General features: G+C 71.4%; 12 protein-coding genes. 11 read left to right on the top strand and 1 reads right to left on the bottom strand.

What is annotated here, in order from left to right; all coding sequences use genetic code 11:
• Positions 1–107: 107 nt before the first annotated feature.
• The 6 genes from WBK31_RS28050 (at position 108) to WBK31_RS28025 (ending at position 6,662) form a co-directional block, all read left to right on the top strand.
• On the top strand, positions 108–866 hold the full coding sequence (locus WBK31_RS28050; protein ID WP_364061224.1) for a hypothetical protein: 759 nt from the start codon (positions 108–110) through the stop codon (positions 864–866).
• A gap of 413 nt (positions 867–1,279) precedes the next feature.
• Positions 1,280–2,986 (top strand): ABC transporter ATP-binding protein, encoded by a 1,707-nt coding sequence (locus WBK31_RS28045; protein WP_364061227.1) that lies wholly within the window; start codon positions 1,280–1,282, stop codon positions 2,984–2,986.
• A 120-nt stretch (positions 2,987–3,106) separates the two neighbouring features.
• Complete coding sequence (locus WBK31_RS28040) at positions 3,107–3,910, top strand: MurR/RpiR family transcriptional regulator (protein ID WP_364061230.1); 804 nt, start codon at positions 3,107–3,109, stop codon at positions 3,908–3,910.
• Positions 3,911–3,956: 46 nt separating this feature from the next.
• Complete coding sequence (locus tag WBK31_RS28035; RefSeq protein WP_364061233.1) at positions 3,957–4,643, top strand: SDR family oxidoreductase; 687 nt, start codon at positions 3,957–3,959, stop codon at positions 4,641–4,643.
• Between the two features lie 167 nt (positions 4,644–4,810).
• A complete protein-coding gene (locus WBK31_RS28030) occupies positions 4,811–5,752 on the top strand; it encodes a sigma-70 family RNA polymerase sigma factor (protein WP_364061236.1) in 942 nt (313 codons plus the stop codon).
• A gap of 139 nt (positions 5,753–5,891) precedes the next feature.
• Positions 5,892–6,662 (top strand): MOSC domain-containing protein, encoded by a 771-nt coding sequence (locus WBK31_RS28025; RefSeq protein WP_364061239.1) that lies wholly within the window; start codon positions 5,892–5,894, stop codon positions 6,660–6,662.
• Positions 6,663–6,771: 109 nt separating this feature from the next.
• Here WBK31_RS28025 and WBK31_RS28020 read toward each other — a convergent pair whose 3' ends face one another.
• The gene (locus WBK31_RS28020) at positions 6,772–7,698 is read right to left on the bottom strand and encodes an iron-siderophore ABC transporter substrate-binding protein (RefSeq protein ID WP_364061242.1); all 927 of its coding nucleotides are present in this window, start codon (positions 7,696–7,698) and stop codon (positions 6,772–6,774) included.
• Between the two features lie 204 nt (positions 7,699–7,902).
• Between WBK31_RS28020 and WBK31_RS28015 the strand changes: the two genes are divergently transcribed.
• The 5 genes from WBK31_RS28015 to WBK31_RS27995 all read left to right on the top strand — a co-directional run bounded on the left by WBK31_RS28015 (position 7,903) and on the right by WBK31_RS27995 (position 15,249).
• Positions 7,903–9,219 carry an ammonium transporter gene (locus WBK31_RS28015; protein ID WP_364061245.1) on the top strand — a complete coding sequence of 439 codons (1,317 nt, stop codon included), beginning with the start codon at positions 7,903–7,905 and terminating at the stop codon, positions 9,217–9,219.
• On the top strand, positions 9,216–9,554 hold the full coding sequence (locus WBK31_RS28010) for a P-II family nitrogen regulator (RefSeq protein WP_364061248.1): 339 nt from the start codon (positions 9,216–9,218) through the stop codon (positions 9,552–9,554). The genes WBK31_RS28015 and WBK31_RS28010 overlap by 4 nt, the downstream gene beginning before the upstream one ends.
• A 160-nt stretch (positions 9,555–9,714) precedes the next feature.
• Positions 9,715–11,526, top strand: a complete 1,812-nt coding sequence (locus tag WBK31_RS28005) for a [protein-PII] uridylyltransferase (protein WP_378786829.1) — start codon at positions 9,715–9,717, stop codon at positions 11,524–11,526.
• Positions 11,433–11,939, top strand: a complete 507-nt coding sequence (locus WBK31_RS28000; RefSeq protein WP_406673433.1) for an ACT domain-containing protein — start codon at positions 11,433–11,435, stop codon at positions 11,937–11,939. The genes WBK31_RS28005 and WBK31_RS28000 overlap by 94 nt, the downstream gene beginning before the upstream one ends.
• A gap of 133 nt (positions 11,940–12,072) precedes the next feature.
• Complete coding sequence (locus WBK31_RS27995; RefSeq protein WP_364061254.1) at positions 12,073–15,249, top strand: nitrate- and nitrite sensing domain-containing protein; 3,177 nt, start codon at positions 12,073–12,075, stop codon at positions 15,247–15,249.
• Positions 15,250–15,257 lie beyond the last annotated feature (8 nt).

The raw sequence follows: 15,257 nt of genomic DNA, 5'->3' as shown, positions 1-15,257 counted from the left end.
CCCCTGTGCGGGTACGGCCGGTGTGTGCGGGTACGGCGGGCTTTCCGGCGTGAGAGCAGGGCGGGCGCGACGGTCCCGCACGGCTCGTACCATCGATGGCGAGAGCCATGGGGAACTGGTTTCAACACAGCATCGTCGCCACAGGACGGCTTCCGCTGTTCTGCTACTTCGTCATGCTCATCGTGGCGTTCATCGCCACCCGCATCAACGTCCGCCTGATCAGGGCGAAGGTCGGCTGGTTCCGCAACTTCACCGTGGGCGAGATGCACATCCACCACGTGGTGTTCGGCGTCATCCTCATGCTGATCGGCGGCGTCACGCTCATCGTCTCGCCCGGCTCCCAGGTCGGCACCGCGGTCGCCGCCTCCATCTTCGGCGTCGGCTCCGCCCTCGTGCTCGACGAGTTCGCGCTCATCCTGCACCTGCACGACGTCTACTGGGAGGAAGAGGGCCGCACCTCGGTCGACGCCGTCTTCATCGCGATCGCCGTCAGCGGCCTGCTGCTCATCGGCCTGCGCCCCCTCACCTGGGACTACGGCCCGCCCGTCATCAACCCCGCCGCGCTCATCGTGGCCAACCTGGTGCTCGCCGTCATCACCCTGCTCAAGGGCAAGATCTGGACGGGGATGGCGGGCTTGTTCGTGCCGCCCATGCTGCTCGTCGGCGCCATCAGGCTGGCGCGGCCGGGGTCGCCGTGGGCGCGCTGGTTCATCGTCGAACGCTCGCCGCGCAAGCTCGCCAAGGCCGTGCACCGGGAAGAGCGGTGGCGGCGGCCGGTCATCCGGGCGAAAATCGCGTTCCAGGAGTTTCTGTCCGGCCGCCACGACCTTCCCTCCAGCCGCCGCACCCGCCGCTCGGCCCTCTGAGCTCTCGCTGGAACGTGTTCTAGGGCCGCACCCCACGAGCACCCCGTATCCCGCCTCGCTCTGGACGCTTCAGCCGCTGCCTCGCGGGCGTTGAGGCTGCGGCGGGTGGGCGTCTTCGGCGGGGGCGCCTGCGTGTCTCCGCTGAAGACGCCTCTGGCGGTGGAGGCTGGGCGCTTGGGCGCCGTTCGTGGCGCGGCGGAGGAGACAGGGCGTCTGGGGCGGTTCATAGGACGACGGTGATCTCGGGATCTCGGGAAGGCCGCAGGAATCGTCCGCCGCCTCCTCCTCAAGGAGGAGTGTCAACCAAAGTTGACATACTCAGGTCGTCAATTTAAGTTGACTGCTGTGCCCGGGTGCGGATCGCGCGGTCCCGTTCGTTGGGCGAGTCGAGAAATGTCGTGAAAGGAGCTGCGGTGGTCAAGGAGTTGCTCGCCTACCTCCGTCCGCACCGGAAGATCCTCGTCGTCGGCGGGCTGCTCGGCCTGATCGGCTCGGCGGCGGGCCTCGCCATGCCGCTGCTGGCCAAGTACGTCGTGGACGCCTTCGGCAGGAACGCCTCCATGGCGGGGCCGTTACTCGGGCTGACCATCGCGGTGGTGATCGGAGCCGCCGTCTCGGCCGGCGGCAGCTACCTGATGGAGCGCACCGGCGAGGGCATCGTGCTCGGCGCCCGGCGCAGGCTCGTGGACCGCATGCTGCGGCTCAGGGTGGCCGACGTGGACCGGCTCAAGCCCGGCGACCTGCTGTCGCGGGTGACCGGTGACACGACGCTGCTGCGCTCGGTGCTGACCAACGGCGTGGTGGACTCGATCGGCTCGGCGTTCATGCTGGTCGGCGCGATCGTGCTGATGGCCGCGATGGACGGCGTGCTGCTGCTGGTCACGCTGCTCGTCGTGGTGCTGATCGGCGGGCTGGTCGCGCTCATCATGCCGCGCATCCAGCGGGCGCAGGCGCAGGCGCAGGAGGCCGTGGGCGAGATGGGCGCCGTGCTGGACCGGGCGCTGCAGGCGTACCGGACGGTCAAGGCCAGCGGCGCGGAGGAGCGGGAGATCGCCGAGGTCGCAGGGGCGGCCGCGCGCGCCCGCGACCGCGGGCTGCAGGTCGCCGGCTGGACGTCGCTCGCAGGGGTGGCGACGTGGATGACCGTGCAGATCGCGTTCCTCGCCGTGCTGGCCGTCGGCGGCGCGCGGGTCGCGTCGGGCGCGCTCGAGGTCTCGTCGCTGATCGCGTTCCTGCTCTACCTGTTCTACCTGGTGGCGCCGATCGGGCAGCTCGTCAACGGCGGGGTCGAGCTACAGCAGGGCCTGGCCGCGCTCAAGCGCATCAAGGAGATCGAAGACCTGCCGGCCGAGCCCGCCGGAGTCGTCCCGCACGAGGAGAGCACGCCGATCGGCGTGGAGTTCCGCGACGTCGTCTTCCGCTACGGCGACGACCGGCCGATCGTGCACAACGGCGTCACCTTCGAGGTGCCCGCGGGCGGGCTGACCGCGCTCGTCGGCCCGTCGGGAGCGGGCAAGTCCACGGTGTTCGCGCTGCTCGAACGCTTCTACGACCACCAAGACGGGCGGATCCTGGTGGGCGGCCGCGACATCCGCGACTGGCCGCTCGGCGAGCTGCGCGCCGCGCTCGGCTACGTCGAGCAGGACGCCCCCGTCCTGGCCGGCACGCTGCGCGAGAACCTGCTGTTCGCCGCCCAGGACGCCACCGAGGACGAGCTGCGCTCCGTCATCGCGCGCACCCGCCTCGACGACCTCGTGGCGCGGCTGCCCGACGGGCTGGAGACCCCGGTCGGCCACCGCGGCGTGCTGCTGTCGGGCGGCGAACGGCAGCGCGTGGCCATCGCCAGGGCGCTGCTGCGCAAGCCCAGGCTGCTGCTGCTCGACGAGGCCACCTCGCAGCTCGACGCGGTCAACGAGCTGCGGCTGCGCGAGGTCATCGCCGAGGTCGCGGCGGAGACCACCGTGCTGGTCATCGCGCACCGCCTCTCCACGGTGACGGGCGCCGACCGGATCGTGGTGATGGAGGGCGGCACCGTACGCGCGGTCGGCCGCCACGACGAGCTGGTGGGCGAGGACGAGCTCTACCGGGAGCTGGCCGCCACCCAGTTCCTGGCCAGTTGAAAGCCGCTGAGCAGCACAAACGTGACCTGCGACGCCTTTTGTCACTGGTGGGCGGGATGAGAACGGCGGGTCTCGTGCGTTGCACGTTGCGTGGCGGACGGATTTCGCGGTGGGCTTGACATGCTGCTGGACGGCCGGAGGCTGTCCCCCGTTCAGCACAGGATCGCCGACTACCTCAGCGAGCACCTGGATGAGGCGATCTTCCTGTCCAGCGTCGAGCTGGCCGAGCGGGCCGGGGTCAGCCAGCCCTCGGTGACCCGCTTCGCCATGGTGCTGGGCTTCGCCGGATACCCCGAGCTGCGCCAGGCGCTGCGCCCCCTCGTGCTCGGCGGGGGCCCGGAGACGCCGCACGAGAGCCTGCTGCGCGGGGCCATCGACTGCGAGATCCGCAACCTCGTCACGGTCAGGGAACGCCTGTCCGCCTTCCCGATCAAGGAGCTGGGCGAGCACCTCGCCGCCACCGAGCCGCTGCCCGTGCTGGGCCTGCACGCCTCGTGCGGGCTCGCCACCACGTTCGCCTACTACGCCCGCCGCATACACCCCGACGTGCGGCTGCTCGTCCACGGCGGCTCCGAGCTGGCGGAAGGGCTGCACGCGGCCCAGCGGGCGGGGGCCGAGTGGGTGGTGGCCGTGGTGCTGCCGCGCTACCCGGCCGAGACGCTGGACGCGCTCGAGTACGCCGCCAAGCTCGGCCTGCGGGTCGCCGCCATCACCGACAGGGCCGGCCTGCCCGCCGAGGTCGTGCTCGACGCGCCCGTGGGCGACGGGCTGGTCTTCAACTCGCACGCCGCGCCGCTCGCGCTCGCCATGGCGCTGGTGGAGGCCATGGCCGAGGCGGTGCCGCTGCGGACGCGGGCCAGGCTTGAGGAGTACGACCGGATGGCCGAGGAGACCGGCACCTTCCGCACCCCCGACCCGGCCTGAGCCGTCCTCGTACAGGCGGGGCGGCCAAGGTCAATAAGCTGCCGCTATGACTGAACGACCGAAGGCGCTGGTCACCGGCGCTTCCCGAGGGGTCGGCGCGGCCGTCGCGCGGGCCCTCGCCCCCACCCACGACGTCCTGCTCGGCGGCCGTGACGAGCGGGCGCTGGCCGCGCTCGCCGCCGAGCTGCCCGGGGCACGGCCGTGGCCGGTGGAGCTGACGAAGGTGACGGCCGCCGACGTCGCGGGCATCGACCGGCTCGACGTGCTCGTGCACAGCGCGGGCGTCGCCACCCTCGGCCGCATCGCCGACCAGAGCGCCGACGCGTGGCGGCGCACGTACGAGGTGAACGTCGTCGCCGTCGCCGAGCTGACCAGGCTGCTGCTGCCCGCGCTCAGGCAGGCCGAGGGGCACGTGGTGTGCGTCAACTCAGGCTCGGGGCAGCGGGCCAACCCTCACTGGGCGTCGTATGCGGCCAGCAAGTTCGCGCTCAAGGCGTTCGCCGACGCGCTGCGGCTGGAGGAGCCCCTGCTCAGGGTCACCACCGTCTACCCGGGCAGGACCGCGACCGACATGCAGCGCGGCGTGCGGGAGTACGAGGGCGGCGAGTTCGAGCCGGAGCGCTACCTCACGCCGGAGACCGTGGCGCGGGCCATCGTGGCCGCCATCACCGCAGGGCCCGACGCCCACCTCACCGAGCTGACCGTGCGGCCCAGGGGCGGTCCGGTCAACTGACCGGGGCGCGCCCGTCCTCCCCCGTGTTCACCAGGCGTTTCACTGCGGTCTCCTCCTTGAGGAGGACATGCAGAACCCTCCCGCAGGCGTAGTGCTTTAGGGAATCTTTGCACGTGGCCGGACGTTGCCCGGGTATAGAACGCAGCTGCGGAACGAGGTGCCTGGGGATGGCAAGGCCTACGGGGAGTCGCACGCAGGAGCAGCACATCGCCGAGCGCGATCTGCTGGGGACCTACCTGGCCGAGATCGGCCGGGTCCCGCTGCTCACGGCGGAGGAAGAGGTTGAGCTCGCCAAGAGGATCGAGGCGGGCCTGTTCGCCGAGCAGCTGCTCGACAGCGGGGGCACGGAGCCGCGCATCGGAGACGCGGCCGACGAGGAGCTCGAACGGCTGGCGATATCCGGCCGGCGGGCGAAGGAGGAGTTCATTCAGGCCAACCTGCGCCTGGTGGTGGCGGTGGCCAGGAAATACTCAGGCCGTGGGATGCCGCTGATCGACCTGGTCCAGGAGGGGAACCTGGGCCTGGTGCGGGCGGTGGAGAAGTTCGACTACCGGCGGGGCTACAAGTTCTCGACCTACGCTACGTGGTGGATCAGGCAGGCCGTCGGGCGTGCCATCCATGAGCAGGCGCGGCCGGTGCGGCTGCCGACCCACGCGGGCGAGCAGATGACCCGGCTGATGCGGGTCAGGCGCGACATGCTGGCCGAGTTCGACATGGAGCCGACCGACGACGACCTCGCCGGCATTCTCGACCTGCCGATCGAGCGGGTGCGCGAGCTGCGGCGCTGGGCGTCCGACCCGGTGTCGTTGCAGCTCGGCGTAGGTGACGAGGACGAGACCGAGCTCGGCGACATGATCGCCGACGAGACGTGGGCCGATCCCGAGCAGCAGGCGATCGACATCCTGGAGCGCGAGCGGCTCGACCAGTGGCTCACCGGGCTCGAGGGGCCGACCAGCGAGATGCTGCGCTGGCGTTACGGCCTGGTCGACGGGCGCGAGCACACGCTCACCGAGGTGGGCGAGCGCTACGGCATCGGCCGCGACCGCGCCCGCCGCATCGAGCGCGACGCGCTGGCGCGGCTGCGCAAGATGGCCACGGCAGCCGCCTGACGGCCGCCCGCCGCAGAGGGCCGTCCGTCAGGCTCAGCCGACGGTGGCCCGCCAGGGAGGACGGCCGCCCGGCATCAGGGACTCAGGGCCCGCCGGCGCCCCTGAGGGGAGGGCGCCGGCGGGCCCTAGGCTTTTCGCCATGCATGTCGAGACCCTGCGGCGCTATCCGGTGAAGTCGATGCTGGGCGAGGAGCTCGCCGAGACCGAGGTGACCGAGCGCGGGCTGGCCGGCGACCGGGCGCGAGCGGTGCTCGACGTGGCCACCGGCAAGATCGCCAGCGCGAAGAACCCGCGGCTGTGGCGGCGGCTGCTCACCCTCGAAGGCGCGCGGGCGCCCGGCGACGCGGAGCTGTCGGAGCTGCTCGGGCGCGAGGTGCGGCTGATCGACGTGCCGCCCGAGGGTGCCGAGATGCTGCGATCTGTGCCCGAGCAGGTGCTGGCCGAGGGCATCGAGGCGGAGGTGCCGTACACGGTGAGCCCGGTCGGGGCGGGCGCTCCCGAGGGCACGTTCTTCGACTTCGCCCCCGTGCACCTGATCACCACCTCCGCGCTCGCCAGGATCGGCGCGCTCGGGCCGCGCGGGCACGTCGAGGCCGAGCGCTACCGGCCCAACCTGGTGATCGCCACCGAAGATGACGGGGACGAGGGGTTCGTCGAGAACGGCTGGGTGGAGCGGCGGCTGCGCGTCGGCGACGAGGTGGAGCTGCACGTCATCGTGGCCACCCCGCGCTGCGCGGTGCCGACGCTCGCGCACGGCGCGCTGGAGCGCGACACCGACGCGCTGCGCACCGTGGCCAGGCACAACAGGGTGCCGGTGTTCGGCATGGAGCCGCAGCCGTGCGCGGGCGTGTACGCCCGGGTGACCCGCCCCGGCCGCATCAGGGTGGGCGACCCGGTCACCGTGGTGTGAGCCGGGTCCTCGGCGCGCGGCCCGGCCGCTCACGCACGAGCGGCCGGGGCCTTCCGAGCGGCCGGGCCTTGTCACGGGCCGGGTGCCCGAAGTGGCCGGGGCTGGGAGGTCAGGCCAGCGGGGCGAGGTACTTGTCGAGGTCGTCGAGGATCTTGCCGGCCGCGGTGACGCCGATGCCGGTCATCCAGATCTCGTCGTCCACGTTGTGGGCGTTGCCCGACTTGACCGCCTTGAGGTTCTTCCACAGCGGCCCGCCGGTGACCTCGGCCTGCGCCTTGGCGGCGTTCTCGCCGTACGCGGTGTAGAAGATCGCGTCGCCGTCGGCCTTGGCGATGTTCTCCTGGCTCAGCTTGCCGAAGCGCCGGTCCTCCTGGTCCTTGAGCTGCTGGACCTCGGGCCTGGGGATGCCGGCGTCCTCGAGGACGATGCCGCTGAACGACTGCGGCCCGTACATGCGGATCTCGGTCGGCATGAACCGCACGATGCTGACCTGCAGCTCGGAGTACTTGGCTCCGATCTCCTTGGCCCTGGCCTCGTACGCCGACAGGAGCTGCTGCGCCTGCTCCTTCTTGCCCAGCGCCTCGGCGTCGAGCAGGAAGTTCTCCTTCCAGGTGATGCCGACCCGCTCGGTGAACACGGTCGGGGCGATCTTGGAGAGCTTGTCGTAGAAGGCGGCCTGGCGGAACTTCGAGCCGAGGATCAGGTCGGGCTTCAGCGCCATGATGGCCTCGATGTTGGGCTGCTGAAGGGTGCCGACGGGCTTGGTGTTCGCCAGGGCGGAGCCGAGGTAATCGGGCCACGTCTGGTTCTCCTGGGCCTGGGCGGCCCCCACGGGGGCGAGGCCGAGCGAGACCATCGAGTCGAGCTTGTCGGTGTCGAGCACGACGACCCGCTTCGGCGCCATGGGGACCTTCGTCTCACCCATGGCGTGTTCGACGGTACGGGTGGGGCCCGCATCCTGCGACGCGGTGGAGGTGCCGCAGGCGGCGAGGGCCAGAACGGGCAGCATGGCGGCGATGGCCAAGCGGAGGCGCATGGGCGTTCCTTGATCGTTAGGTAAGGCTAGCCTAAGTATCTCACGATCGATATCGCCATGCGGAAACCCGGCCTGTGAGGCATCCGAAACGCAGGCGAAACACCTGTGCGGCGAGATTCACGAATGTGAAACACACCTGGTCGAGCCACGAAACCCCGGGCGAACACGCTGTGGCCACACGTCACATGTAAGGAGGGTCGCGTCGTGAAGATCGACAGCGGCACGACTGCCTGGATGCTCACGGCCACCGCGTTGGTGCTGTTGATGACTCCGGGCCTCGCGCTTTTCTACGGGGGCATGACCAGGGCCAAGAGTGTCCTGAACATGATGATGATGTCGTTCGGCGCCATCGTCGTCGTGAGCGTCGCGTGGATGCTCTACGGTCACTCACTGGCCTTCACAGAAAGCCCCATCTCAGCGCTCAACTCTTTCGTCGGCGGCTTCGACGCCCTGGGCCTGCAGAGCCTGGTGGAGACCGCGACCAGTGACGACGGCACGGGCATGCCGAGCCTCGTCTTCTCCGCCTTCCAGATGACGTTCGCCATCATCACCGTCGCACTGATCAGCGGTGCCATCGCGGACCGCGCGAAGTTCGGCGCGTGGATGCTGTTCGCCGTCATCTGGGCCACGGTCGTCTACTTCCCGGTCGCCCACTGGGTGTGGGGCGGCGGCTGGCTCAACTCCATGGGCATCGAGGACTTCGCGGGCGGCACGGTCGTCCACATCAACGCCGGCGCCGCGGCCCTCGCCCTGGCGCTCGTGCTGGGCAAGCGGCAGGGCTGGCGCAAGGAGCCGATGCGGCCGCACAACCTCCCGCTGGTGCTGCTCGGCGCGGCGCTGCTGTGGTTCGGCTGGTTCGGCTTCAACGCCGGCTCCGAGCTGGTGGTCGACGGCATCGCCGGCCTCGCCTTCATGAACACGCAGGTCGCCACCGCGGTCGCGGTCGGTGCCTGGCTCACCGTGGAGAAGCTGCGTGACGGCCACGCCACCAGCCTCGGCGCGGCCTCCGGCGCGGTCGCCGGTCTGGTCGCCATCACCCCCGCCTGTGGTTTCGTCGACCCTTGGGCCGCGATGGTCATCGGCCTGCTCGCCGGCGCGATCTGCGCCTACGCCGTGGGCCTGAAGTACAAGCTCGGCTACGACGACTCGCTCGACGTGGTCGGCGTCCACATGGTCGGCGGTGTGATCGGCGCCGTCGCCCTCGGCTTCGTGGCCGCCTACCCCGCCACCGACGAGCAGAGCGAGGGCCTGTTCTACGGCGGCGGCTTCGGCCAGCTCGGCCTGCAGGTGCTCGGCCCGGTGGCCGTGGGCCTGTACTCCTTCGTCATCACCTGGATCATCGGCAAGATCATCGACAAGACGATGGGCTTCCGGATCAAGGCCGAGGACGAGATCACCGGTATCGACATCACCACGCACGCCGAGACCGGTTACGACCTCGGCACCGTTCACGCCTCCGGCGTGAGCTCCCCGAACGGTCCCGTCACCACGGCTCCGGCCACGAAGAAGGTGGACGCATGAGGCTCATCACGGCGATCATCAAGCCGTTCAAGCTCGATGACGTGAAGGCCGCGCTCGAACAGTTCGGCATCAAGGGCATGACGGTCAGCGAGGCCAGCGGCTACGGCCGGCAGCGCGGCCACACCGAGGTCTACCGGGGCGCCGAGTACCAGGTGGACCTGGTGCCCAAGGTGCGCCTTGAGGTCCTCACCGAGGAGGACGACGCCGAGGACGTGATCGACGTCATCACCAAGGCGGCGCACACCGGAAAGATCGGCGACGGAAAGGTCTGGTCGGTGCCGGTCGACACCGTCGTCCGCGTACGGACCGGCGAACGGGGTCCGGAAGCCCTGTGAAGATTCCGCGGCGAAGCGCGGGCACCCCTTGGCGGGCGTCCGCGCGGAGCGAGCCCCGCACGGCCGACGATGTCCGGCGGGGGATTCACAGGGGAGAGATGGACCCGAGGCGAAGCCTGGACAACGGCGTCCGGGCGGAGCTCGGCAAGGGGGCGCAGTAGTGAGGGGAGAGGCCCGTTCGTTCGCCGCGGCCCGCAAGGAGCGGACCGCGGACACCGATCGCTGGCTCAAGGATCTCTTCCGCACGGCGACCGACGGCGACCACGTCTCACTGGTCGCCGTCGGGAGTTTGGGAAGGGGTGAGCCGGCACCGGGCAGCGACCTCGACCTGGTGCTGCTCCACAACGGCCGGGCCGACGTGGCCAGGATCGCCGACCGGATCTGGTACCCGATCTGGGACGCGGCGATCGGCCTCGACCACTCCGTACGCACGGTGGAAGAGGCGGTCTCGGTGGCCCGGCAGGATCTCAAGGCCGTGCTCGGCCTGATCCAGGCCAGGCACGTGGCAGGCGACCCCGACCTGACCAGGAAGGCCAGGGAGGCGGTGCTGGCCGAATGGCGGGCCGACTCGCGGCGCCGGCTGGGCGAGCTGCGGGAGGCCGCCGATCAGCGGGCTCAGGTGAGCGGGGAGCTGGCGTTCCTGCTGGAGCCCGATCTCAAGGACGGACGCGGCGGGCTGCGCGACGTCCAGGCCATGCAGGCGGTGGCCGCCGCCTGGGTCGCCTCGGCGCCGGGGCCGCGGGCCCGCGAGGCGTACGAGTTCATCCTCGACGTGCGGCACGCGCTGCACGTCGTCACCGGACGCGGCACCGACCGGCTGGTCCTCCAGGAGCAGGACGCGGTGGCCGGGGTGCTCGGCCTCCTCGACGCCGAGGCGCTGATGCGCCGGCTGGCCGAGGCGGGCCGCACGATCTCACATGCTTTCGACGCCACCTGGCGCACGGTCGACAGGCTCGTGTCGGGGCCCGCTCCACGCGGGCGCCGCCCGCTGGCGGACGGCGTGGTGGAGCACGGGGGCGAGGTGGTGCTCGCCAGGGGTGTCGATCCGCGCAAGGACCCGGTGCTGGTGCTGCGTGCCGCGGCGGCCGCGGCGGACTCCGGGCTGCCGCTCGCACCGGCCACGGTGTCCGTGCTCGCGGCTCAGTCGCCGCCGATGCCGGTGCCCTGGCCCGAGGAGGCCCGTGACGCCCTGGTGTCGATTCTCGGCGCGGGCCGCGCCGCCGTACCCGTCTGGGAGGAGCTGGACCAGGCGGGAATTCTCGTCAAACTTCTTCCCGACTGGGAACGGGTGCGCCACCGCCCCCAGCGCAACCCGATCCACCGGTTCACGGTCGACCGCCACCTGATCGAGGCCGCCGCCAACGCCGCCAGCCACACCCGCGAGGTCTCGCGGCCCGACCTGCTGCTGATCGCCGCGCTCCTGCACGACGTGGGCAAGGGCTGGCCGGGCGACCACTCGGCGACCGGCGAGGTGGTGGTCCGCGACATCGGCACCCGCATCGGGCTGCCGCCGGCCGACGTCGAGACGCTCGCCACCGTCGTACGCCACCACTTGCTGCTGCCCGAGACGGCCACCCGCAGGGACCTCGACGACCCCGTCACGATCGAGAAGGTCGCGGCCACGGTCGGCTCGCGCGAGGTGCTCGACCTGCTGGCCGCGCTGGCGGTGGCCGACGGCATCGCGACGGGCCCGGCCGCATGGAACTCGTGGAAGGCCGGCCTGGTGGCCGACCTGGTGCGCCGGGTCCGCTCGGTGCTGGCCGGCTCGCCCCGCCCAAGCCGCCGACGCTCTCGCCCGAGCAGGCCGCGCTGGCCCGCCACGGCGGTGGAGCGGTCCGCGTGGTCGGGGGAGCGGTCACGGTCGTCGCGCCCGACCGGGTGGGGCTGCTGTGGAGCGCCGCGGGCGTGCTGTCGGCCCACCGGCTCGTGGTGCGCTCGGCCTCGTCCGCGTCCGCCGGCTCCACGGCGGTGATCGAGTTCTCCGTCGTCCCCGAGTACGGCTCCCCGCCGGATCCCGCGGCGCTGGAGTCCGACCTCCGTCTCGTCCTTGCTGGACGTCTTGACATCGAGCAACGTCTGGCCCGCCGCGCGAGGGGTGTCAGGCCGCCTCGCGTGCCGGTCGCTCCACCCCGTGTGACCTTGGTCGATGATGCCTCCGCCACCGCCACCGTGGTCGAAGTCAGGGCCCATGACAGGCCGGGGCTCCTGTGGCGTATTGGACGTGCGTTCGGCGAGTGCGGTCTTGACGTGAGGGCCGCTCGCGTGGAGACTCTCGGCGCGGAGGCGGTGGACGTCTTCTACGTTGTGGACCGCGCCGGTCGCCCCCTCAGCGACGAGGCGCAACGGGCCCAAGTCCGCGATCAAGTCCTTGCCGCACTGCGATGACCAGGAGCACACGACAACCGGCTACGTTTGTAACGATTGTGTCCGATATGCCTGTTAAGTCAGATGCTGCGGATACCTTGTGGACGGTCTGAAGACCCGTTGCGGACGGGACGATTGAGGGGTAGCGGGAGCGGTGACTACGGGGAATTCGGGCAACGGCACCACCGTGCGGCCGAGCCGTGCCGGCTGGCTACGGCGCTTCGGCCTGCGAAACTGGCGGGTGAGATGGCGGCTCACCGCCCTCATCCTGGTGCCGACCATCGCCGCCGTCGTGCTCGGGGGAGCACGCGTGGTCAGCTCGATCCAGAGCATCGCCGCCTATGACCGCACCGCCACCGCGGCCGAGCAGGCGGGACGCATCCGCGACCTGGTGCAGGCGCTCGGCCTGGAGCGCGACACAGGCGGCTGGATCGGCGCCAGCAGGGCCATGCGCAAGAAGCTCGCCAAACCGCTCGCGCAGCGCAAGGCGGCCGTGGACACGCTGGTCAAGGCCGTGCGCGCCGACCTCGACACCATGGACGCGTCCTACGGTCCCCGTGTGGTCAAGGCAGCGGAGCAGGCGAGGTACGACCTCAGCCGGCTCCCCAAGATCAGGACCGAGGGACAGACTAACACGATCCGTTACGACTTCCTCACCGATACTCTGATCAAGCTGCACGACGAGCTGGCCCTGATGTCGGACGACTCGCAGATCGTCGGCCAGTTCCGCGGCCTGAGCGCGCTCGTCGCGGCCAAGGAGGAGATCTCCCGCCAGCGCGTCCAGCTCCTGCAGGCGTCCTACGACGCCGACAGCGTGGACGCCAAGGAGGTCGAGCAGTTCATCGCCTCCAACGCCCGGCTACAGAGCGACATCGCCACCGTGGGCGCCGAGGCCGGCGTCGACGTCGGCCTGGAGCTGTCCAAGACGCTGGCGTCCCAGCCCGAGTACGTGAACATCCAGCTCACCAAGTCCCGGGCGATCGCCCTGGTCAGCGGCAAGGAGCCGGGCGCCCGCATCGTCGACAACCTGATCTCGGCCAGGGCCGAGCGCGAGGACTGGTTCAACAACAACACCGTCGCCGTCGACCTGCTGCACAACGTCGAGAAGGGCCTGGCGGAGCGGGTGAACCTGCGCAGCCAGGAGCTGCGCTCGACCGAGATCCGCAACGCGATCACCGGCGGGATCCTCGTGCTCGCGCTGCTGCTGGTCGTGCTGCTGCTCACGGTGGCCATCGCCCGCTCGATGGTCGTCCCGCTGCGGCGGCTGCGCACCGAGGCGCTGGAGGTGGCCGGCTTCCGGCTGCCCGACGTGGTGCGCCAGCTCCGCGTCAGCGGCGACCCGGCGTCCGTGCGCGAGGTGCAGCCCATCGCGGTCGACGGCAACGACGAGATCGGCGAGGTGGCCAGGGCCTTCGACCAGGTGCACCGGCAGGCCGTGCGCCTGGCGGGCGAGGAGGCCGAGCTGCGCAGCAACATCAGCGCGATGTTCGTCAACCTCTCCCGCCGCACGCAGACGCTGGTCGAGCGGCAGATCTCGCTCATCGACGGCCTGGAGAAGGGCGAGCAGGACGGCGGCCGGCTGGCCGACCTGTTCAAGCTCGACCACCTGGCCACCCGCATGCGCCGCAACTCCGAGAACCTCCTGGTCCTCGCCGGCCACGAGGCCACCCGCCGGCGCAGCCAGCCGGCCAAGCTGATCGACGTCGTACGCGCCGCCCTGTCGGAGGTCGAGGGCTACGAGCGCGTCCAGGTGCGGGTGCACCGCGGCACGTCCGTGCTCGGCAGCTGCGCCAACGACCTCGTCCACCTGGTGGCCGAGCTGGTCGAGAACGCCATCCAGTTCTCCCCGAGCAACTCCCAGGTCACCGTCACCAGCAGCCTCATCGAGGGCGGCGGCGCGCTGCTGTCGGTCACCGACAACGGCATCAGCATGACCGACGAGGAGCTGGCCGAGGCCAACCACCGCCTGGCCGAGCCGCCGGTCGTGGACGTGTCGGTCTCCCGGCGCATGGGCCTGTTCGTGGTCGGCCGCCTGGCGCTGCGCCACGGCATCCGGGTGCAGCTGCGCAAGGGCGAGGAGGGCGGCCTGATCGCCATGGTGCTGCTGCCGCCGACGCTGATCGCCGACGGCTCCCAGCAGCCGCTGCCGCAGCGGCCCGCGTTCGGCGGCGGCACGGTGCCGTCGCAGGCGGGCGCGCTCTCGCCGAACGGCGCGTTCCGGTCGTTCGGCAGCTTCGACTCCTTCGACGCCGCGCCGCCCAGGGCGGGCGCGCTGGACAACGGCTTCGGTCCCGGGCACCCGTCCTTCGACACGGGTCCGGCCAGGCCGGGCGGCCCGTCGACCTTCGACAGCGTCGGGCGGGGTCCTTCCACGTTCGACAGCGGTCCCGTCAGGCAGGGGCCGCCGTCCTTCGACACCCCCGCGCGCCAGGGCCCGGCCTCGCTCGACGGCGGTCCGGTCCGGCCGGTGCAGGGGCCGGTCAACGGCGGCGCCCGTCCCGGGCCCGGCGGCCTGCCGCGGCGGACGCCCGGTTCGTTCGAGGGCGCGCCGGGTCAGGGGCCGAGGTCGCTCGACGGCGCGCCGCAGGGCCAGGGCAACGGAGCCCAGGCGGGGCCCCAGCACACCGGACAGCAGCACGCGGGGCCGCGCGCGTTCGACGGCGGGCCCGAGACGCCCAGGCCGTCGTACGGATCGTTCCCCTCGGACCCGGGCCGCGCCGGGGTCAACGGCTTCACCGCCGACACCGACGGCGGCACCTTCCGCGGGCGGCCGGGGACGTACGACTCCGGTTCCTACCCCTCCTACCCCAGCGCCCCCGCCGGCGCATCTGGTAATGGCGCGTTCCAGAATCCGCCTGCGGGCTCCTACTCGACCAACGACGTGCGCACGCCGGACCCGGCCCCGTCGGCGGACACCCCCGCTGAGCAGGAACAAGAGGACTATCTGCCGATTTTCGCGGCGGTGGAGTCCGCCTGGTTCCGCCGGCCGCCCGCAGAAGCGGCGCAGGGCCAGGGAGAGTCCACGGGCGCGCACGCCGTACCCTCAGGGGAGGAAGCGTGGCGGACGGCCGCGGACGCCGGCTGGCAAGCGGCGAAAGCGGCCGCCGAGCCGAGCCTCGGCGGCATCACCGCCGCCGGGCTCCCCAAGCGCACCCCGAAGGCCAACCTGGTGCCGGGCACCGCGAGCCAGCCCGCGCAGGCGCAGCAGCGGCAGGCACCACCGCCGCCGCCGGTCTCCGCGGACCGGATGCGCAGCAGGATGGCCAGCTTCCAGCAGGGTGTGCGCAGGGGGCGCCAGGAGATTCGTGGACAGGAGAACAAGAGTGAGTAAGCGTCCCG

The organism is Nonomuraea sp. N2-4H (assembly GCF_045291505.1).
Taxonomy (GTDB): Bacteria; Actinomycetota; Actinomycetes; order Streptosporangiales; family Streptosporangiaceae; genus Nonomuraea; species Nonomuraea fastidiosa.
This window is presented reverse-complemented; position numbering and strand designations above follow the sequence as displayed.